Here is an 18,010-nt window from a genome sequence, read left to right as displayed (position 1 = left end):
GATAATGTAAACAAGGAAGTGATTATTTGAGCCATTCCAGCTATGAACAGCTTGAGACCGAAGGCAAACTACCGTTTGATGTTTCTTTACATAGTGTCAGCTTTGTGCCGAATCACTGGCATATGAGTGTGGAGCTGATTTTTGTGCTGTCCGGCAATCTAGAGGTTTCGACCGGAAACCGTCAATATAGGCTTAAAGAAGGGGATATGCTACTCATTAACCAGTGTTACGTACATGAAGTTATTGGATTAGATCAGAATATCATCGCTACCTTTCAAATCCCAACAACCTATCTTAAGCAGCACATCCACAATGTGGAGAAGATCAGCTTTGAATGTTATTCTGCTGAAGTCGGTCCTGAGAAGCAAAATGGCTTAGATAACATGCGTCAGCTCATGGCTGAAATGGTACAGCTGAAGTACAAAGGTGGAGAAGCCTATGAACTGGGGATGGAAGCACGTATGCTTGGGTTATTCTCTGTTTTGGTCAAACAGTTTAAGCTGCCAAATTCCGGCGAAGCGATGAATATAAAATATATGGAACGAATGATGAGCATCATCACTTATATAGATGAACATTATAAAGACCCGGTGTCGCTGCAGACAATCGCGGAACGAGAGTATTTGTCGGTGCCGTATTTGTCCAAATTTTTTAGCGAGAACATTGGGGTCAACTTCCAGACTTACTTAACCAGCATTCGTTTAAAAAATACCGTAGAAGCTCTTTTAAGAGATCAAGAGCATTCGCTTGCTGAGCTGGCACTTGAGCAGGGCTTTCCAAACGCAAAATCTTTTTACGCTGCATTCAAAAGCCGATATCATATTACACCACATGAGTATCGCAAAAAATATCGGCCTCAAACTCATACAAAACAGGAAGATTCTGCATCCGGCTACTTAGCATTTAATCAATCCAACGCACTGGGCATTGTTCGGCAATTCCTCCGGCGTAGTCAGTCGCACCAGCTTGAACCCGTACATGTGGTTGTTCAGCTGTCTGCGAGTATTCCTTTAGACAGGATTCAGCGGCAAATCGAGCATAGCTGGAAAAATATCATTACGATTAGTAAAGCAAATGAAGGACTTCAAAGTGATGTACAAGCTCATTTGAAATATGTACAAGAGCGGTGTCCGTTTCGTTATTTGCGTTTTCATGGAATTTTTGATGATTCAATGATGGTGTACCGGGAGGATCACGAAGGGCAGGCACATTATAATTTTCGCTTTGTAGATCAGTTGTTTGATTTTTTGTTATCGATCGGCTTGAAGCCTTTTATAGAACTGGGGTTTATGCCTTCTGATCTCGCAGCAGACAGCAGTAAACATGTGTTTTATGAAAAGAGTTACGTGAGTCCGCCTAAATCCATGGACCGCTGGTGTGAATTGGTAGATCGGTTTATTCGCCATTGTCTCAATCGGTACGGTCTTGAAGAGGTGGAAAGCTGGAAGTTTGAATTCTGGAACGAACCGGAGTATGGATTGTTCTGGCCTGCGACGGAAGAAGCCTACAACGAATTGTATGCCCGAACGTTCGAGACCCTTAAATCCATCTCTCTGAACCTTCAGATTGGCGCTCCCGGTAGAATTATTACTCTCAACTCCAATGCGTTTTGTGAACAGTTTTTCGCTTTCTGCAAAGAACAGGGGTGTCTTCCAGACTTTATCCCGTTACATTTTTATCCGCATGAGAACATGGATGATCTGCTTAGTAAAAATTGGGAGCCTAAAGAACAATTAAGTGAAAAAGAAATATCTCCACTTACAGTAGAGGGGTTCAACAAAGTGTCCCCAAACCCCGATTATTTGAAGGAATCGCTGGAGCGTGAAATCGGACTGCTCGCTGAGTTGGGACTTAACGGACAAGAGGTATATTTAACCGAATGGAATTCAACGGCATTTCACCGTGAACTGACCAATGACACATTATATAAAGCTGCATATATCGTAAAAAATATCATCGAAAATCTCGACAGCATCAGTGGGTTCGGATATTGGGTACTGAGTGACAATATTGAAGAAACAGCGGCTTCATCCCGGATATTTCATGGTGGGCTTGGACTTATGGCTCAGTATGGAATTCCGAAAGCCGCTATGCATGCCTATGAAATGCTCGCTAAGCTGGGGAATCGGCTAATCGCACACGAAGAGGGTTATATCGTGACAGCTGGAAGAGGTGGTTATCAGATTTTGGCTTATAATTATTGTCATTTTGATGATTTGTACGCGCTTGGTGATACTTCATTCATTACATCTATTAGTCGTTATAGTGGCTTCAAAAACGAGAGGCTTCTTAAAATTGAACTCACATTAACAGGATTACCATCTGGCAGATATAAGCAAGTGAACCATGCGATCAGCAGGGCACATGGCAGCAGCTTTGACAAATGGGTAGAAATGGGGGCTCCACCCGTTCTGACTGAAGAGGACACTGCTTATCTAAAAGCTGCCTCTCTTCCAGGTAGACAGATTCAGCTTCTTGAAGTAGGTGAAGAGCTTTCTGTCGTCATTAGAATGGAACCTCATAGCGTAGAGCTCATTGAGCTGACTCCATTGTTTTGAGAAAATGAGTCAATTTTTAAGCTTCATCTTGATGAATAACATTGAAACGCTTTCATTTAGATTAAAAATGAACCTAAAAGTGTGTAATTGACCACCTCTCCTCCAAGAGGTGGTTTATTTTATAATCAAATTGTAAACGTTTTCTAAAAGGACGAGGAGGAATTACAATGACTGGAGCATCGACTAAAGGGCAGGTTCACACCCCTTTTCGTAGATTGACCTTTGGTATTCTGCTTGGTTACGGCATGATGATGCTGGCACTGATGACACCTGCCACCTTGCTGCTGACCTTTAAAATGATTGAAGTGGATCCGAATGGATATACCTCATCCTATGGACTGGTTGCAGGAATAGGCGCATTCTTTGCGCTTATCGGAAATCCGATTGGCGGTGCACTCAGTGACCGAACCCATCTTTCGTTCGGACGGCGGCGCACGTGGATTATCCTAGGTCCACTAGTTGGTTGTGCTGCACTGGTATGTACTGGTTTCGCCAACGAGCCTTGGCAGATCATGATTAGCTGGGCAGTCGCCCAATTTTTCTTCAATGTAGGGATGGCAGCCTATACAGCGCTCATTCCAGACCAAGTACCTCAGGAGAAACAAGGGACAATCTCGGGATTAATCGGTCTCACTATTCCAATCGCTATGACGGTAGGGATGATCATGATGACAGTGATGACCTCAGTTTCTTCAGAAATTAAGTGGCTTTTGCTAGGTGTAATCGGTATCATAGGTCCACTTCTCAGTACGTTGATTATTAAAGAAGGTAAAGTAGAACTTGTTCCCAAGACACATAATCAAATATCGCTGGGTAAGAAGCTGAGTACGATTTTTCCTAGTCCACGTAAGTTCCCGGAATTCTCTTGGGCTTTCGTATCCAAGTTCCTGATCATGATGGGATATTGTAGCACTTTATACCTCACAGTCATGCTGGTAAACCGGATGGGACTTACGGAAGAGCTGGCCACCGCAAAGGTTGCTACGATTAATATCGTTATGTTAGTAGGTGTTGCAATTACAAGTATCTTCGGTGGGGTGTTGTCAGATAAATTTGGTAAGCAAAAACCATTCCTGATTGTTTCAGGGTTCATCATTGCTATTGGGGTTCTGTTGTTTGCCTTTGTGCCAAGTTATCCGGCCTACATTGCCGGAGCTGCAGTGATCGGATTGGGCTTTGGCTGCTTCTCAGCCGTAGATATGGCACTCGTTGCACGCATTCTTCCAAGTAAAGAGGATTCAGCCAAAGACTTCGGGATTATGAACGTAGCTAATGCCTTGCCACAGTCCATTGTTCCAGCAATCGCTCCTGTGCTGTTAGGCATCGGCAGCTGGACCTTCTTTTACATCTTCCTTGCCGTCTGCACTATACTCGGTATGCTGGCAGTGAAGCTACTTCCAGAAGTGGGAACAGAGAAAAGAGCTAAAACTGCTGAACTAACAGCTGTCGAAGCGCAATCACAAAAAGCCAATCTGGTCTAAGAAAAAACAAACAAGAAAACAGTGGAGGGAAACCATATGAATCAGAGAGAGACTATCAACACTAAAAGCCTTCATACCATTTCTTACGTAAGCAATAAGGGGGGGCCAACCTTGGGTTATTCCCCTGAATCAGGCGTGCAGATTCTCGAACAGGACGGACTGTTCTTCAAAGATCTGAATCGTAATGGCAAGCTGGATAAATATGAGGACTGGCGATTGACGCCACAAGAGCGGGCTGTAGATCTAGCTTCACAAATGAGTATTGAACAAATTGCTGGACTCATGCTGTATAGTCGTCATCAATCCATCCCAGCACTTAGTAGCAGCTGGTTCTCAGGAACATATAACGGTAAATCCTATGAGGAGAGCGGAGCTAAGCCATGGGAGCTTACCGATGAACAATTAGCATTTCTGGCACAGGACCATCTGAGACATATTCTGGTGACCACCGTGGAGAGTCCAGAAATAGCTGCTCTGTGGAACAATCAGGTGCAGGCATTTGCAGAAGGAACAGGCCTTGGGATTCCAGCCAACAACAGCTCCGACCCACGCCATGGCTCAGATTCTAGTTCAGAGTTTAATGCTGGAGCTGGTGGGCAAATCTCCATGTGGCCGGAGACGCTGGGCCTTGCGGCAACCTTCGATCCGAAGATCACCTATCGTTTTGGGCAAGTTGCCTCATGTGAGTATCGTGCACTTGGTCTAGGGACGGCGCTATCGCCGCAAATCGATATTGCTACAGATCCACGATGGTTTCGTTTTAACGGCACTTTTGGCGAGGATTCGAAGTTATCTGCTGACATGGCAAAGGCTTATGTCGACGGCTTCCAGAGCTCGGAAGATGAGCGGGAGGTTAACGAAGGCTGGGGATATGACAGCGTGAACGCTATGGTAAAACACTGGCCTGGCGGTGGTTCCGGGGAAGGCGGAAGGGATGCACATTATGCTTGCGGCAAATATGCTGTCTATCCGGGCGGTAACTTTGATGAACATCTTATTCCTTTTACAGAAGGAGCTTTTAAGCTGGATGGCCCAACCAAGCAGGCTTCAGCGGTCATGCCATACTACACAATTTCTACAGATCAAGATCAGTTGAACGGGGAGAATGTCGGAAATTCTTATAGTTCCTATCTTATTACCGATCTGCTTCGGGGAAAATACGGTTACGATGGCGTTGTGTGCACAGATTGGCTCATTACAGCAGACGAATCAGATAGTAAGGATTCCTTTCTCAGTGGTAAACCTTGGGGCGTAGAGGGGATGTCCGTCGCAGAACGGCATTACAAGCTCTTGATGGCAGGCGTTGACCAATTTGGCGGCAATAATGAGATGGAGCCCGTCCTTGAAGCATACCGAATGGGAGTAGCTGAGCATGGAGAGGAACGGATGCGGAATCGCTTTGAGCGGTCAGCTGTTCGGCTTCTACTTAATATTTTCCGTCTGGGTCTCTTCGAGAACCCGTATTTGAAGCCTGAGGAGAGCGCTCAGATTGTTGGGAATCCTGAGTTTATGCAATCAGGCTATGAAGCACAGCTGAAGTCGATCGTGCTGCTGAAGAACAAAAATCGGGTATTGCCGCTGGCAGCGAAACAAACCGTATATATTCCGAAGCGTTATACTCCAGCAGGAAAGGATTGGTTTGGCAACCCAACGCCGGAAAAGACAGAATATCCGGTAAACCTGGATGTTGTGTCTAAATATTATCATGTGACAGATCAACCGGAAAAAGCAGACTTCGCTCTTGTCTTCATAAGCAGTCCTAAATCAGGAGTAGGCTTTAGTCAGGTAGATTCTGAGCAAGGCGGTAACGGCTATGTGCCCATTAGCTTGCAATATAGACCGTACACTGCGGAAAATGCTCGGGAGCAGAGCTTAGCTGGAGATGCGCGAGATAACGATGTATTTAACCGTTCTTATAAAGGGAAAACCGTTGTTACGCATAATGAGAGCGATCTGGATCGTGTCCTGGAAGCTCGCAAGCTGATGAAAGACAAACCGGTAATTGTGTCGATGTTACTGTCCAATCCTTCGGTTGTTGCCGAATTTGAGGGAGAGGCTGATGCTATACTTGTTAACTTTGGGTTACAGGATCAAGCACTTATGGAGGTGTTAACGGGTGCCGAGGAGCCTTCGGGATTGCTCCCAGTACAAATACCATCAGGTATGCAAACGGTAGAAGAGCAGCTGGAAGATGTGGCACATGACATGGAATGTCATGCAGATTCAGAAGGGAATGTATATGATTTTGCTTTTGGAATGAATTGGAATGGTGTTATAGAGGATGAAAGAACGAAGAATTACCGGAAATAAGGGGCGTCTTTGCTCGCCAGCATCATTGAGAAAAAAGAATAATGATTATCGAAGTATTCCGTCCACTTCAACATGGCCTCGATGAAATCTAATTCTGCTGCCGATTCGCAAAGTACTCTAAGAACTTCTATACGTTACTAAACTTACATTTGCCTTGTCGGAGAGATCCTGTAACAGCCATCTCAGAAAAAAGCGTGATGCGAAAAATGCATCACGCTTTTTTAACTAAATACTAAGTATTTAATCCTGCCAAATGCAAAATCTGCTTCAGACGATCTATATCCACATAGATATCTTCAAATCCCGGAAAACGAATAGCAGGATCTGGCCAGCCTTGACCATACATCATGTAATAATCAAGAGCGTTATGGTTGCTGATCATCCAATACGTTGGAACGACATGCTGTTCATGAACAATTTCAATAACTTGTGTTCCAGATTGACAAAAAGCCAGATTGGCCAGTCCAGCGCCATGTGCTCCCATGATTACCTTTGCCGAAGCGAATAACTGGATTTGCTGGGCAACTGTCCAATCCTCAAGATAAATAGGTTGAATTCTATATTCTTCAAGGCAGCGTATAACTTCCTCTTCATTGACCAAGCGCCTGGTGCTTGCTTTGTTTCGAGAAATATAAATACGCTCAGGTGTAGCGAGTGTTGATTCCCTGTGAGGCAGTAATAATTTACGTAACGTATCCGTGATCCACGGGGGATAGTGGGAGTTCATCATCAAAGAAGGGACAAGTAGCTGATCAGCTTCAATGTAAGTTTCAGGATTTGTCCGGATTACTGAAGACTCTGATATACCAAGCATAGCCCAGGTTTGTTTCACAAATGGTCCATATGGATTTGGATTCATGATGATAGAGGTATAAGGAATTCCACTCGTTATGAGCATCGCCAATCTAGGGAGCACATCATACAACCAGTGGAAATAGTTATGGCTTCCGCAAAACGTCAACACAGCCACGGTTCCTTCTAAATATTGAAGTTTTGGATCATTCCACCGGTGGAACACAGGGTGTTCCTCTGCTTCTAGCATTCTATTTTGAACGGCGTCATATTCCTGTGACAGATCAAAGATCAGCTTTCCCTCCGGAGATAGAACAGCACCAGATTCTCCCCATACCCTTCCACTCGGGATGGTGGCTACGTATCCGCCAAACGGCTGTAAACAATAAGGCGTCAGTGTAGGATGAATACTCGATTCAATGCTTTTAGGAACGGTGTACTCGGCCACCTGACCGAAATCAAACGGAATAACCTGTCCAGCTTCATGGATAGTTCTTTTTTGTCCCCATTCTGTTTCAAGTTCCAAGATGCTCCGGTAATAACCAGAGGGCGCTTCCACGTTCACAGAAAATCTCATCGTTTCACCTCTTTTGACCAAGTAGAACTCCAGAAACATCATTAAGCTATTCTATGGAACAAAGAACCTAACGACACAATTTCTTCTGAAAAGGGCGAGTGAACAGAGTTTGAAGCAGTCAATTTTATAAATAGCTTGACTTGGAGTGAACTCCAAGTGAAATAATAACAGTTATCAGCAAGTGAACCTTACCATCTATTGAAAGAGAGGAATCATTATAAATGGACTATGTGAAACTTGGCAATACTGGGTTAGATGTATCCAGGTTGTGTCTAGGCTGTATGAGTTTTGGGGTAGCAGAACGTTGGATCCATCAGTGGGTACTTGATGAGGAGCAGAGTCGGCTGATCATAAAAAAAGCTCTAGAGCTCGGAATTAATTTTTTTGATACAGCTAATGTGTATTCTGACGGAACGAGTGAGGAGATTCTTGGACGAGCACTCAAGGATTATGCTAATCGAGATGAAATTGTCCTCGCCACTAAAGTCTATAATCGTATGCATGAAGGACCCAATGGTGCTGGGCTTTCCCGAAAAGCAATTATGAGTGAAATTGATAAAAGTCTTAAAAGATTGGGTACGGATTATGTGGATTTGTACCAGATCCATCGCTGGGATTATCACACACCTATCGAAGAAACTATGGAAGCTCTTCATGATGTGGTTAAGGCGGGTAAAGCAAGATATATTGGTGCTTCTGCTATGTATGCTTGGCAATTTCAGAAAGCTTTATATGTAGCGGAGAAAAATGGCTGGATCCGATTTGTATCCATGCAGAATCACCTCAACCTCATTTACCGTGAAGAAGAGCGTGAGATGTTGCCACTTTGTAAGGAAGAAAAAATCGGTGTTATCCCGTATAGTCCGTTGGCTTCTGGTAGATTAACTCGCGACTGGGCAGTATCAACCCATCGTTCTGAGACTGATCAAATCCAAAAATCCAAATATGATGGAACTTCAGCTGCAGATCAATTAGTTGTGGAAAGGGTAGCAGCGATCGCCGAAAAATATGGTGTTCCGCGGATTCATATCGCCCTTGCATGGCTGCTTCAGAAAGAACCAGTTACTGCTCCAATTATTGGTGCTACGAAAATGTCACATATCGAAGATGCTGTAGGAGCATTATCCATTACGTTAACACCTCAAGAAATTACGTTCTTGGAAGAACCCTATACACCGCACCCAATCATTGGTTTTAATTAATACCGAGCACCGGAGGATAACGAAATTATGACCATTACAGAAGTAAGTGAAAAATTTAATCTTACGCCGGATACGCTCCGCTATTATGAACGCATCGGTATTATTCCACGTGTAAATCGCAATAAAAGCGGTAATCGTGACTATTCGGAAGAAGACTGCAGGTGGATTGAACATATCAAATGTATGCGAGGCATTGGTCTTCCAGTTGAAATCTTGATTAAGTATGTTGAGTTGTACAGGCATGGGGAGGAGGCTAATCATGATAGGGTAGAGCTCCTAATTGACCAGCGGAAGCAACTTGTATCTAGATTGGAAGAGATGAATAGAGTATTGGAACGGATGGATGAAAAAATTGAACGAATGTGTAAACAATAAGTCCTCTTTTGAGGACTTATTGTTGTATTAAGGATGTTTTTTTATGATTTTTTCCGATAAGCCTTAGGAGACATACCGTAGGTTTTGGTGAATTGTCGTGTAAAGTAATTGCTATCACTAAACCCGCTTTCATGTGAGATCTGAGTAATACTGAAGTTAGAATGCTTCAACAAGCTGCAAGCCCCTTCCAGACGCAATCGATGGAGATAGGAGATAGGAGTCGTCTGATAGTAAGAGCGAAAGATCCGGTTTAAGTGTCTAACAGATATCCCTGAGTGTGCGGCGATTTGATCCAGCGACAACGCTTCAAGATAACGGTCTTCCATAAAAGAGAGCGACTTCGACAAATGTATTAGATGATTATCCTGGCTGCCTTTATCCTGTTTTTCATAATGCCTTGATAAATAGACAACCAGTTCCATAAACCGTGAGACGAGCAACGTCTGATATCCTTGAAGCTTGTGGCTATATTCTTCAATCATACCTGCAATGAGTGCAGTTACAAACTCCAACATGGGAATTGGCAAGCTTAGTTTACTTGTGTAGGCATGTTTATGACGATACAACGGTTCCAATACAAACAGCGCCTGAAAGCCGTTCGAAGTTCGCAGATCCGATCCAGCCGTCGACAGCATTTCAGGCTTGTACATAATATTACAGATCTTAAAATCCTGAGGATCTTTAAAAGCATGCGGGGTTGAACCGTTAATCACAAAAACATTCCCCTTCTTGATGAATGATTCTTCGGTATTCACAATATGAGTAGCAGTACCACTCAAGACGATTACGAGCTCTGAAAAGTCCACATGTCTATGAAGGTCAGTATCATTGTCGTGAAAGCCGTATTGAATAAAGAATGGGAATTTCTGATCTGATGTAAACCAATTCAAATAAAATTCGCTCAATTCGTAACCCTCCAAAAGCATGTCTAGATGAATGTCTATATCATGCTATTTTACGACTGGATAATCAAGGTTTATCGTTTAGCTAGTGAAGTATAATCCTTGACATAGATGCAATTGTTCAACAAAAGGAGAATGCTTCATGAAATATAACAATCCTATATTACCAGGTTTTTATCCAGATCCAAGCATTTGCAGAGTAGGCGAGGATTACTTTTTGGTAAACAGTTCATTTGCTTACTCTCCGGGAATACCCATTTGGCATAGTAAAGATTTAGTCCATTGGAAGCAGCTCGGGTATTGCTTAACACGTGATTCCCAGCTTCAATTTGATAACTCGGTCGTGTCTGGAGGGGTATGGGCACCAACCATTCGTCATCATAATGGTCGATTCTACATGGTGACGACAAATCAGGATAGCGGTGGACATTTCTATGTTTGGACGGTGGATCCAGCAGGTGAGTGGTCGGATCCTATTTATGTGGATCAGGAAGGGATTGATCCATCCCTGTTTTTTGACAATGGAAAAGTATATTTTACAAGCACTGGCACCAAGGATGGTATGGGAATCTACCAATGTGAGATTGATATTGAAACGGGCCATAAGCTGTGCGATTCTCGTTTGATATGGACAGGCAGTGGCGGTAAATTTCCTGAAGGACCACATCTTTATAAAATAAATGGCTACTATTATTTAATGTGTGCTGAAGGCGGGACAGAATATGGACACATGGAAACCATAGCAAGAAGTAAATCACCCTATGGACCCTATGAATCCTCACCCCGGAATCCCATCTTGACTCACCGGAGCTCGGATTACCCTATACAAGCTACGGGACATGGCGATCTGGTAGAAGCACAGGATGGCAGCTGGTGGGCGGTATTTCTAGGGATTAGACCAGTAGGTTATCCATATCGACATCATCTTGGCAGAGAGACATTTATTGCTCCGGTCCATTGGAGTGAAGATGGATGGCCGATGATTGGAGATCACGGTGTTGTTGGATTAGAAATGGAAGCTGACACTCTACCACCAGTGCTATGGGAAGACGAGTCTGAGACCGATGATTTTAATCTATCTGATTTAGGAATGAGCTGGAATTTTATTCGCAATGCTAAAAAAGTCGTTTGGTCTTTGCAGGAGCGACCAGGGTGGCTAGCATTACATGGAGCGGATGTGAGATTAAGCGAACCGGGAACGCCTGCATTTATTGGCTGTAGACAGCGCCACTTGGATTGTGAAATTTCCACTAAAATGGAATTCAAACCACTATATGGTGATGAAGCGGGTCTTGTTGTGTTTATGGATCAGATGTATCACTACGCAATCGGACTAACCCAGGTAGAAGGTGGAAATGTGATTACGCTTCGAAGACAAGTGGGTAGCATAAGTGATGTGAAATATTCTTCTCCATTGGAAGACACAGTCGTAGAATTGAAGATTCAAGCATTACCTGAGAAATATTTATTCTCTTATCGAGGTGCGGATCAGTTATGGCATCCACTAGGTGAAGCGGAGACACACTTGATCTCTACAGAAGTTGCAGGCGGATTTACCGGAGTGTTCTTTGGGATGTATAACTACTCTACCAACCGAACAATCGCATATTATGATTGGTTCCGCTACCAAAAGGAATAACAATCCTAAAATATGTTAAATTAAGAAATGGCGATGCTCGGGATGTTTCCCTGCACCGCCATTTCATGTATTCGGCAATAGCTTAATTTTTCCGTATATATTCTATATACCAATGTTGATTGTGACCGCCGTTATCACTCCATTGAATGGCCTTCGCACCGCTGGTTTTATCTTGTCCCGATATATCCAATAACTTGCCACTGGCTCGGTTTTTAATTTTATACATGTTTTGTTCACCGGTTGGAATAAGCTCCCACTGTTGGTTCCATCCGTTATTGCTCGGCCATTGAATAACACTGGCCCCATCGGATGAAGATGCTCCGTTGACATCCAATAAATCTCCGCTAGCTATGTTTCTGAAATTATAATATCCGTTTTCTGCAATTTCGAGATACCATTTTTGATACTCTGCTCCTTGATCGATGTATTGTACGATAAGTGCACCGTCTGCTTGTGAATCCGCTCCGCTGACTGACAGCACGTTATTGCTGTGTTCATTGATAATTTTGAGAGGAATTGGCACTCCAGCGTGCGTCGTTGAAGTTAGTGCGAGTGATGATGCAGATACAACTAATACAAGTGCCAAAAACGTTTTCACCCCGTACCTAATTTGAACTCGTTTCATGAAAATACACTCCTTCTTGAATTTTATTTAATTTCTTAACTTGCGACCTGTTCATTTTAATAACAAGCTTTATGTATACAATTTAATCACCTCCTAAATCAGTAAATGTAATGCATGTCATTTGATAGAATTTGAAAAAGGACTCTATCCTCAAAAGTAAATAGATAAAATATGATTAAATAATGGTTCATTTGCTAAGAATATACTTTAATATCAAATAATGAGTCAATATGATTTTTTTCGCTATTTATATAAAAATAATACTATCAACGGTTTTAAATGAGCACATCAAAAACCAAAAAAATACTCATCAGACCATAAAAAGACACTGATACAAGTCAGTGTCTTTTTGTGGACATTTATGATATTTCACTTCTATGTTCAGTGCTAAAGGAAATATCTTCTTGTCTACTTTTTAAGATATTCTTGGTAAGGTAAGGGGATATCAATGAATAAAGAGGTGATGAGTTGTAATGATTAAGAAATACTGCTTGTTCTGTGATGAGATGGTATCCATTACATCGGAAGGTGATTACGATAGATTTTTAGGCTGTAATTGTTCTCCTGACGGGTTCTATAACTTATTGAGAGACAGCTATGAGCCTATAAATTCTCTCGCGCATCCAAAGAAACGCGATATGTTTCATGTGATATCGGCTTATATACGGGAGCTGACAGATCGTGGAGAAAAGGTCAGTCTATCGGCCGACGATTTAGAATCCATTGTAAATTCCTCGAAAATTCCAGTGACGATTGAAGATAAAGGAAACCGTTTACTGCAATACTTATACAGACATTCTGAAGCCCCTGGGGAATCCGTTGTTATTCAGCCACTCTCCAGTAGCTACAACCTAACGTATTCGCCTAATCTGCAAGAACTGGTATATATCATAGATAAGCTGATTAACGAGCAGTTTATGATCAGGGAAGGCATGACCTTTAAGCTGACGGACAAGGGATGGAATGAAGCTGCCGCAATCGCAGGAGGCAAAAAATTAAAACCCTGTATCGTTCTATTGTCAGATGCGGAGGATTTGCACACGGAGTGGGTGGATAAGCTGCTTCCTAAAATCGAGCAGTTTGGTTATATACCACGGTTACTACGGCATACATCAACGCATAACCGTGAACCGTATTCCTTAGAGCTTATAGAGGAGAGTAAACTGATTATCGCTGATTTAACCGGCCAATCTCCTGAAGTGTATTTTACCGCAGGATATGCGCTAGGGTTGAACATTCCAGTGATTTGGACTGTGAACAGCAGCGATGCTAATGATCTTTTCGTACAAGTGAAAAATATCCGTCCAATCGTTTGGGATACAGCTGAAGAGCTGGCTGTTTTACTCCAGCAGAAGTTGAGTTTATAGAGTTCATGTCAAATTTAAAATGAACATCCAACACAGAAGAAGCCGCGATAGATTGCGGCTTCTTTCTTTTTGCTATGAAAGTTAATGTCCCAACACAACGCTATTACGAAATCTTTTTTCTATTATTAAGGACGGACCCGAGACCTATGAATAGGAATGCTACAATACTGCAGAATAAAAATAGGTAACTAAGCGGAATTAAGAAAAAAGCCGGCTCATGCAAGATTCCATCCGGTCCCACGCTTGAACCCACCATACGTGAGATCATTAAACAGATGATGCTTAATACTAATGGTGAAGCGGCTAATAGATATTTCTTTTTCATATGACATTCTCCTTTGCTTGATAACCAAATGATACACAAAAAACACTCGCGAATCAACATTAATTTATTGTAATTCGATATATCATTATTGTAAATCAAATGAATTAACTTGTGTTTGGAATTGGATTTGAAAATGGGGACTTGACCATAATTGCTGGTGAGGACTATTATTTGGTTTAAACAAATTTAAGTAAGTCTCAAGGCTTTATTTGTATAGAAGGTCGTTCCAAGTCGGAAGGATTGAACTGTAACAGATAAATAGAAAACGGTTACATCCAATGCTTCGATAGTATGGAGGAACGGCGTTCTGATCATTTGTATGACTTTTTAAATTTGTTCAATCAGTGAATGAACATAATAACAGGTTGAACAGCTGCAAGGGGGCAGATATGAAACCAATATTTAAGATTATGATTGTGGATGACGAGATGCTGGTTAGACAGGGAATTAAACATCTTTTGGATTGGGAACAAGAAGGGTATCGAATCGTCGGAGAGGCCTCTAACGGTGTTGAAGCACTGAGTATGATGAATGAGCTGAATCCTCATATTATTATTACGGATATCGTAATGCCAATAATGGGCGGGGAGAAGCTAGTCAAGATTGTTAAGGAAAAATACCCACACATTGAAGTAATCGTCTTAAGCAGCTTCAGTGAATACGATTATGTCCGTTCCACATTTCAGAGTGGGGTAGCAGATTACATCCTTAAGCCGAAGCTGGAAGCTGATTATCTGTTGTCCATCCTAAATAAAACTACAGCCAAGATGGCAGGGATGAAGATAAGCGACTCAGGGGCCGATCCAGAGGAAAAGCAGCTTTTGTTCGCGATCGAGAAGCTCATGACGGGATATGAGTCAGTGCTAGAACCTGCTTTGCTTCATTCCAAGTTTCCACACGTACAATTCGCATTTTTCGGAGCAGATATGAAGCATATTAAAGATTCTGGTGATAAGTTAACGTTCGCAAATGAAATCGAAAGAGGAATTCAAAAGTTAGCATTGGATGATGTTGTGTTTATTCGGTTAAAGTTTGTTAACGACTCGGTCATTTATTTGCTAAACGTTAATCCAGAACATTGGGACGAGCTTGTGATTGAACTCCGTTATCTGATCTCAGAAATAGAACATCGTGTGAGAGAAACACATTTTATTATCAGTCAGAGCTTCGCGCACTTTGAGAGACTTGGTGAGATTTATCGAGATAATTACTTGAAGCTTACACGATACAGTTTCTACTTGCCAGAACGAAGTCTGATTGAGAATGATCATTTGCCGGGTCTTCCGGGAGCACAGGAAATTGATATGGGAGAATTAATGGACCAGTTGAGACGTAAGCAATTCCAGAAGGCATTTACAGAGTTTCTTGAATATGTCCATCTTCGTTCAATGGATTATCGCATGGATATTTTCGAATTTAAATCGCTATTGGGCAACTTTATATTTAACGTAGCGACCACGCTTGGAAAAATGAAGTGTGAGATCGGAGGTCTGGAGGAGACCAAATACGACTACTTCCGAAAAATAGATGAAGCGATGTATGCAAGTGATGCTATTGCTGTTACCGAAGCATTCATTCGAGAAGTTGAGCGCACGATTGGTGAGACGAATTCATCAGTTAACCCCAATATGACAAAGCTACTCGAATATATTCAGAATCATTATGCAGATCCGATTACACTGACAGGGGTAGCTAGACAGTTCCACTTCAATGCTTCTTATTTATCGAGTTATTTTACTGCCCATAATGGAGAAGGCTTTAGTGAGTACCTGAATAAAGTTCGTTTGGAAAAAGCTATGGAATTGCTCGAGACAACGGAAAAATCAATTTCCGATATAAGCGCAAGCGTGGGATATTCAGATCAGAGTTATTTCACCAAGGTATTTAAAAAGCAGACTGGCATTTCTCCAAGCCGGTACCGGAGACGGGACGTAGAGCAGCCATGATTGGAAATTTCATTAACAATATTAGAAAGCAGGGCTTATTCCTCAAGCTGTTTCTCGTGACCCTAATTAGCATCGTAACTGTATCACTCTTGACGCTGGCTATTACAATTAGTATGTCGGAGAAATTATTTTTACAGACCTTTAGTATAACAAACGGTAAACTGCTGAATCAGATGAAGACTAACCTGGAGTCTTATAACAACATTATTGCTACTGGTGCTACGATGATGGCTCAGAATGAGGCTATACGAAATTATTTATCAAGCGGAGAGACGGACGCAGTGAATCTTGCGATAAAAACATATCACATGACAGAAGGCATGCGGGCAATCCGCTCTAACCTCAGCGCCGTTGATGTTGGAATCATGATTGTGGGCGTAAATGGCAGGAGTTATTCAACAGATCCTTGGTACTGGGACATTTCCGCAGATGAACTTATGGCTCACCCGATTACGAAGGAGACTGTGGCCCATCCTGATCAAATCCTGTACCAGCTCGATTTAAGAGATAATAAAGTGAATGTGAAAGAGCCTATGCTGGTGGCTTCCAAAGCTTTGTTTGATCATTCGACCGGTAGAATCTATGGCACCATGTATGTGGCCATTCGTGATCGGGATTTCAAACCCTTTTACGCTAACTTTACGAGTGAAGGTAATGACGTCGTGTTGCTAAACAAGAAGGGATTAATTGTATCCAGCAGCAAGACAGAAATGATTGGGCTTCTCGATAAGAAACTGCTTCAAGAAGTTGATAGTGGAGGTAAAGATGGCGAGTCTACCTATGTGATGGGGAATGAACGAATTATGTTCTCGGAATACTTACCTGAATTTGATTTTTATTTGGTGAACCTAATCGATAAGAACGCCGTGACTGGACAGATGGTGAATGCCAAAGCGGTGACATTGACGATCATGACTATTGTTGCCATTTCGCTCATTATCGTATTTTTAATAACCCGTAAAATGACGAAGTCCCTGCGTGTTCTCGTTAAACAGATGTCGAGTATTCCTACGGGCGAGTTCGATAATCATGTAGAAGTCACCAATAGTAGCTATGAGGTTAAGGAGTTAGGGAATGCCTTCAATTTTATGCTTGATTCACTTCATGATTATGTTGATAAGCTGATGGAGACTCAGAAGCAACAACGTAATGCGGAGCTGGCGGCACTCCAAATGCAGATTAACCCACATTTTTTATATAATACGCTGGCTTCTATCAAATTTCTGGTGCAGCAGGGCAATAAGGAAAAAGCAGCTGGAACGATAAATTCACTAATCTCACTCCTGCAAAATACAGTAAGCGATGTTCATTCTACTATTCCTGTTAGTCAAGAATTGGAGTCGTTGAAGCATTATGTGTATATCAATCACGTGAGATATGGTGAGAAGATCCGTGTGAATTACTTTGTGGAGCCAGAGAGCTTGGATTATCATATGCCGAAGCTAATTCTTCAACCTTTTATCGAAAATGCATTCTTTCATGCATTCAACCTTAAAGATGAGGGAAGAATTCTCATCATGATTTCCGTGCAGGAAGAGCAACTAGTATGTGAAGTTGTAGATAACGGTGATGGAATGGATCTTGACCCGAATTTGCTGGAAGAGGAGCAGCTACCAGCTTCGAAGCACAAACGCCAACTGTTCTCTGGGATCGGTATACGGAATGTGGATGACAGAATCAAATTGTTATACGGTGAGAGATACGGGATTAATATTACAAGCAAACGGAATGAAGGTACACAAATCGTTGTTACGCTTCCATTGTTAAAAAACTAAAAATTTTACATGAATCTAAAAATAGTACCAGAGTCGATATGAGAATCAAAATAGGACCCAATAATATCACCAAAGCTAACAAAGATACTGCCAAAGAAAACGAATACAAAATGATAAGATGGAGGCGTAGCAGAGA

13 protein-coding genes are annotated in these 18,010 nt (G+C 42.2%); 9 read left to right on the top strand and 4 right to left on the bottom strand.

Annotated elements, in window-relative coordinates; translation table 11 throughout:
- The first annotated feature begins 26 nt into the window (after positions 1 to 26).
- The 3 genes from ACWNM1_RS04145 to ACWNM1_RS04135 all read left to right on the top strand — a co-directional run bounded on the left by ACWNM1_RS04145 (position 27) and on the right by ACWNM1_RS04135 (position 6,349).
- The gene (locus ACWNM1_RS04145) at positions 27 to 2,558 is read left to right on the top strand and encodes a GH39 family glycosyl hydrolase (protein ID WP_449600012.1); all 2,532 of its coding nucleotides are present in this window, start codon (positions 27 to 29) and stop codon (positions 2,556 to 2,558) included.
- A 167-nt stretch (positions 2,559 to 2,725) separates the two neighbouring features.
- Positions 2,726 to 4,039, top strand: a complete 1,314-nt coding sequence (locus tag ACWNM1_RS04140; RefSeq protein WP_449600011.1) for an MFS transporter — start codon at positions 2,726 to 2,728, stop codon at positions 4,037 to 4,039.
- A gap of 36 nt (positions 4,040 to 4,075) precedes the next feature.
- Positions 4,076 to 6,349, top strand: coding sequence for a glycoside hydrolase family 3 N-terminal domain-containing protein (locus ACWNM1_RS04135; protein WP_449600010.1), 2,274 nt, complete (start codon positions 4,076 to 4,078; stop codon positions 6,347 to 6,349).
- A 232-nt stretch (positions 6,350 to 6,581) separates the two neighbouring features.
- On the opposite strand, the gene ACWNM1_RS04130 is transcribed toward ACWNM1_RS04135, so the two are convergent.
- Positions 6,582 to 7,718 carry a glycosyltransferase family 61 protein gene (locus ACWNM1_RS04130; RefSeq protein WP_449600009.1) on the bottom strand — a complete coding sequence of 379 codons (1,137 nt, stop codon included), beginning with the start codon at positions 7,716 to 7,718 and terminating at the stop codon, positions 6,582 to 6,584.
- Positions 7,719 to 7,939: 221 nt separating this feature from the next.
- On the opposite strand from ACWNM1_RS04130, the gene ACWNM1_RS04125 reads away from it, so the two are divergent.
- Both ACWNM1_RS04125 and ACWNM1_RS04120 read left to right on the top strand, forming a co-directional pair.
- Complete coding sequence (locus tag ACWNM1_RS04125) at positions 7,940 to 8,920, top strand: aldo/keto reductase (RefSeq protein WP_449600008.1); 981 nt, start codon at positions 7,940 to 7,942, stop codon at positions 8,918 to 8,920.
- A 27-nt stretch (positions 8,921 to 8,947) separates the two neighbouring features.
- Entirely contained in the window at positions 8,948 to 9,295 is a 348-nt protein-coding gene (locus ACWNM1_RS04120) for a MerR family transcriptional regulator (RefSeq protein WP_449600007.1), read from the top strand.
- A 41-nt stretch (positions 9,296 to 9,336) separates the two neighbouring features.
- Here the strand turns inward: ACWNM1_RS04120 and ACWNM1_RS04115 are convergent, their stop codons facing one another.
- On the bottom strand, positions 9,337 to 10,200 hold the full coding sequence (locus ACWNM1_RS04115) for a helix-turn-helix domain-containing protein (RefSeq protein WP_449600006.1): 864 nt from the start codon (positions 10,198 to 10,200) through the stop codon (positions 9,337 to 9,339).
- 139 nt (positions 10,201 to 10,339) lie between these two features.
- On the opposite strand from ACWNM1_RS04115, the gene ACWNM1_RS04110 reads away from it, so the two are divergent.
- Positions 10,340 to 11,836, top strand: coding sequence for a glycoside hydrolase family 43 protein (locus ACWNM1_RS04110; RefSeq protein WP_449600005.1), 1,497 nt, complete (start codon positions 10,340 to 10,342; stop codon positions 11,834 to 11,836).
- An 82-nt stretch (positions 11,837 to 11,918) separates the two neighbouring features.
- On the opposite strand, the gene ACWNM1_RS04105 is transcribed toward ACWNM1_RS04110, so the two are convergent.
- Positions 11,919 to 12,461, bottom strand: coding sequence for an RICIN domain-containing protein (locus ACWNM1_RS04105; RefSeq protein WP_449600004.1), 543 nt, complete (start codon positions 12,459 to 12,461; stop codon positions 11,919 to 11,921).
- Between the two features lie 473 nt (positions 12,462 to 12,934).
- On the opposite strand from ACWNM1_RS04105, the gene ACWNM1_RS04100 reads away from it, so the two are divergent.
- Complete coding sequence (locus ACWNM1_RS04100) at positions 12,935 to 13,828, top strand: hypothetical protein (protein ID WP_449600003.1); 894 nt, start codon at positions 12,935 to 12,937, stop codon at positions 13,826 to 13,828.
- Positions 13,829 to 13,931: 103 nt separating this feature from the next.
- Here ACWNM1_RS04100 and ACWNM1_RS04095 read toward each other — a convergent pair whose 3' ends face one another.
- Positions 13,932 to 14,153, bottom strand: coding sequence for a DUF3955 domain-containing protein (locus tag ACWNM1_RS04095; protein ID WP_449600002.1), 222 nt, complete (start codon positions 14,151 to 14,153; stop codon positions 13,932 to 13,934).
- A 389-nt stretch (positions 14,154 to 14,542) separates the two neighbouring features.
- On the opposite strand from ACWNM1_RS04095, the gene ACWNM1_RS04090 reads away from it, so the two are divergent.
- Both ACWNM1_RS04090 and ACWNM1_RS04085 read left to right on the top strand, forming a co-directional pair.
- Complete coding sequence (locus ACWNM1_RS04090) at positions 14,543 to 16,099, top strand: response regulator transcription factor (protein WP_449600001.1); 1,557 nt, start codon at positions 14,543 to 14,545, stop codon at positions 16,097 to 16,099.
- Positions 16,096 to 17,874, top strand: a complete 1,779-nt coding sequence (locus tag ACWNM1_RS04085; protein WP_449600000.1) for a sensor histidine kinase — start codon at positions 16,096 to 16,098, stop codon at positions 17,872 to 17,874. Before ACWNM1_RS04090 ends, ACWNM1_RS04085 begins: the two co-directional genes overlap by 4 nt.
- Positions 17,875 to 18,010 lie beyond the last annotated feature (136 nt).

This window comes from Paenibacillus sp. Marseille-Q9583 (genome assembly GCF_976954365.1).
The sequence above is the reverse complement of the archived record's forward strand: the minus strand, read 5'-3'. Positions and strand labels throughout refer to the sequence as shown.

Bases quoted from the DNA above. Each gene is read 5' to 3' on its own strand.
- ACWNM1_RS04120 (WP_449600007.1), top strand. From the start codon at position 8,948: ATGACCATTACAGAAGTAAGTGAAAAATTTAATCTTACGCCGGATACG.
- ACWNM1_RS04090 (WP_449600001.1), top strand. From the start codon at position 14,543: ATGAAACCAATATTTAAGATTATGATTGTGGATGACGAGATGCTGGTT.
- ACWNM1_RS04140 (WP_449600011.1), top strand. From the start codon at position 2,726: ATGACTGGAGCATCGACTAAAGGGCAGGTTCACACCCCTTTTCGTAGA.
- ACWNM1_RS04095 (WP_449600002.1), bottom strand. From the start codon at position 14,153: ATGAAAAAGAAATATCTATTAGCCGCTTCACCATTAGTATTAAGCATC.
- ACWNM1_RS04100 (WP_449600003.1), top strand. From the start codon at position 12,935: ATGATTAAGAAATACTGCTTGTTCTGTGATGAGATGGTATCCATTACA.
- ACWNM1_RS04105 (WP_449600004.1), bottom strand. From the start codon at position 12,461: ATGAAACGAGTTCAAATTAGGTACGGGGTGAAAACGTTTTTGGCACTT.
- ACWNM1_RS04130 (WP_449600009.1), bottom strand. From the start codon at position 7,718: ATGAGATTTTCTGTGAACGTGGAAGCGCCCTCTGGTTATTACCGGAGC.
- ACWNM1_RS04110 (WP_449600005.1), top strand. From the start codon at position 10,340: ATGAAATATAACAATCCTATATTACCAGGTTTTTATCCAGATCCAAGC.
- ACWNM1_RS04125 (WP_449600008.1), top strand. From the start codon at position 7,940: ATGGACTATGTGAAACTTGGCAATACTGGGTTAGATGTATCCAGGTTG.
- ACWNM1_RS04085 (WP_449600000.1), top strand. From the start codon at position 16,096: ATGATTGGAAATTTCATTAACAATATTAGAAAGCAGGGCTTATTCCTC.
- ACWNM1_RS04135 (WP_449600010.1), top strand. From the start codon at position 4,076: ATGAATCAGAGAGAGACTATCAACACTAAAAGCCTTCATACCATTTCT.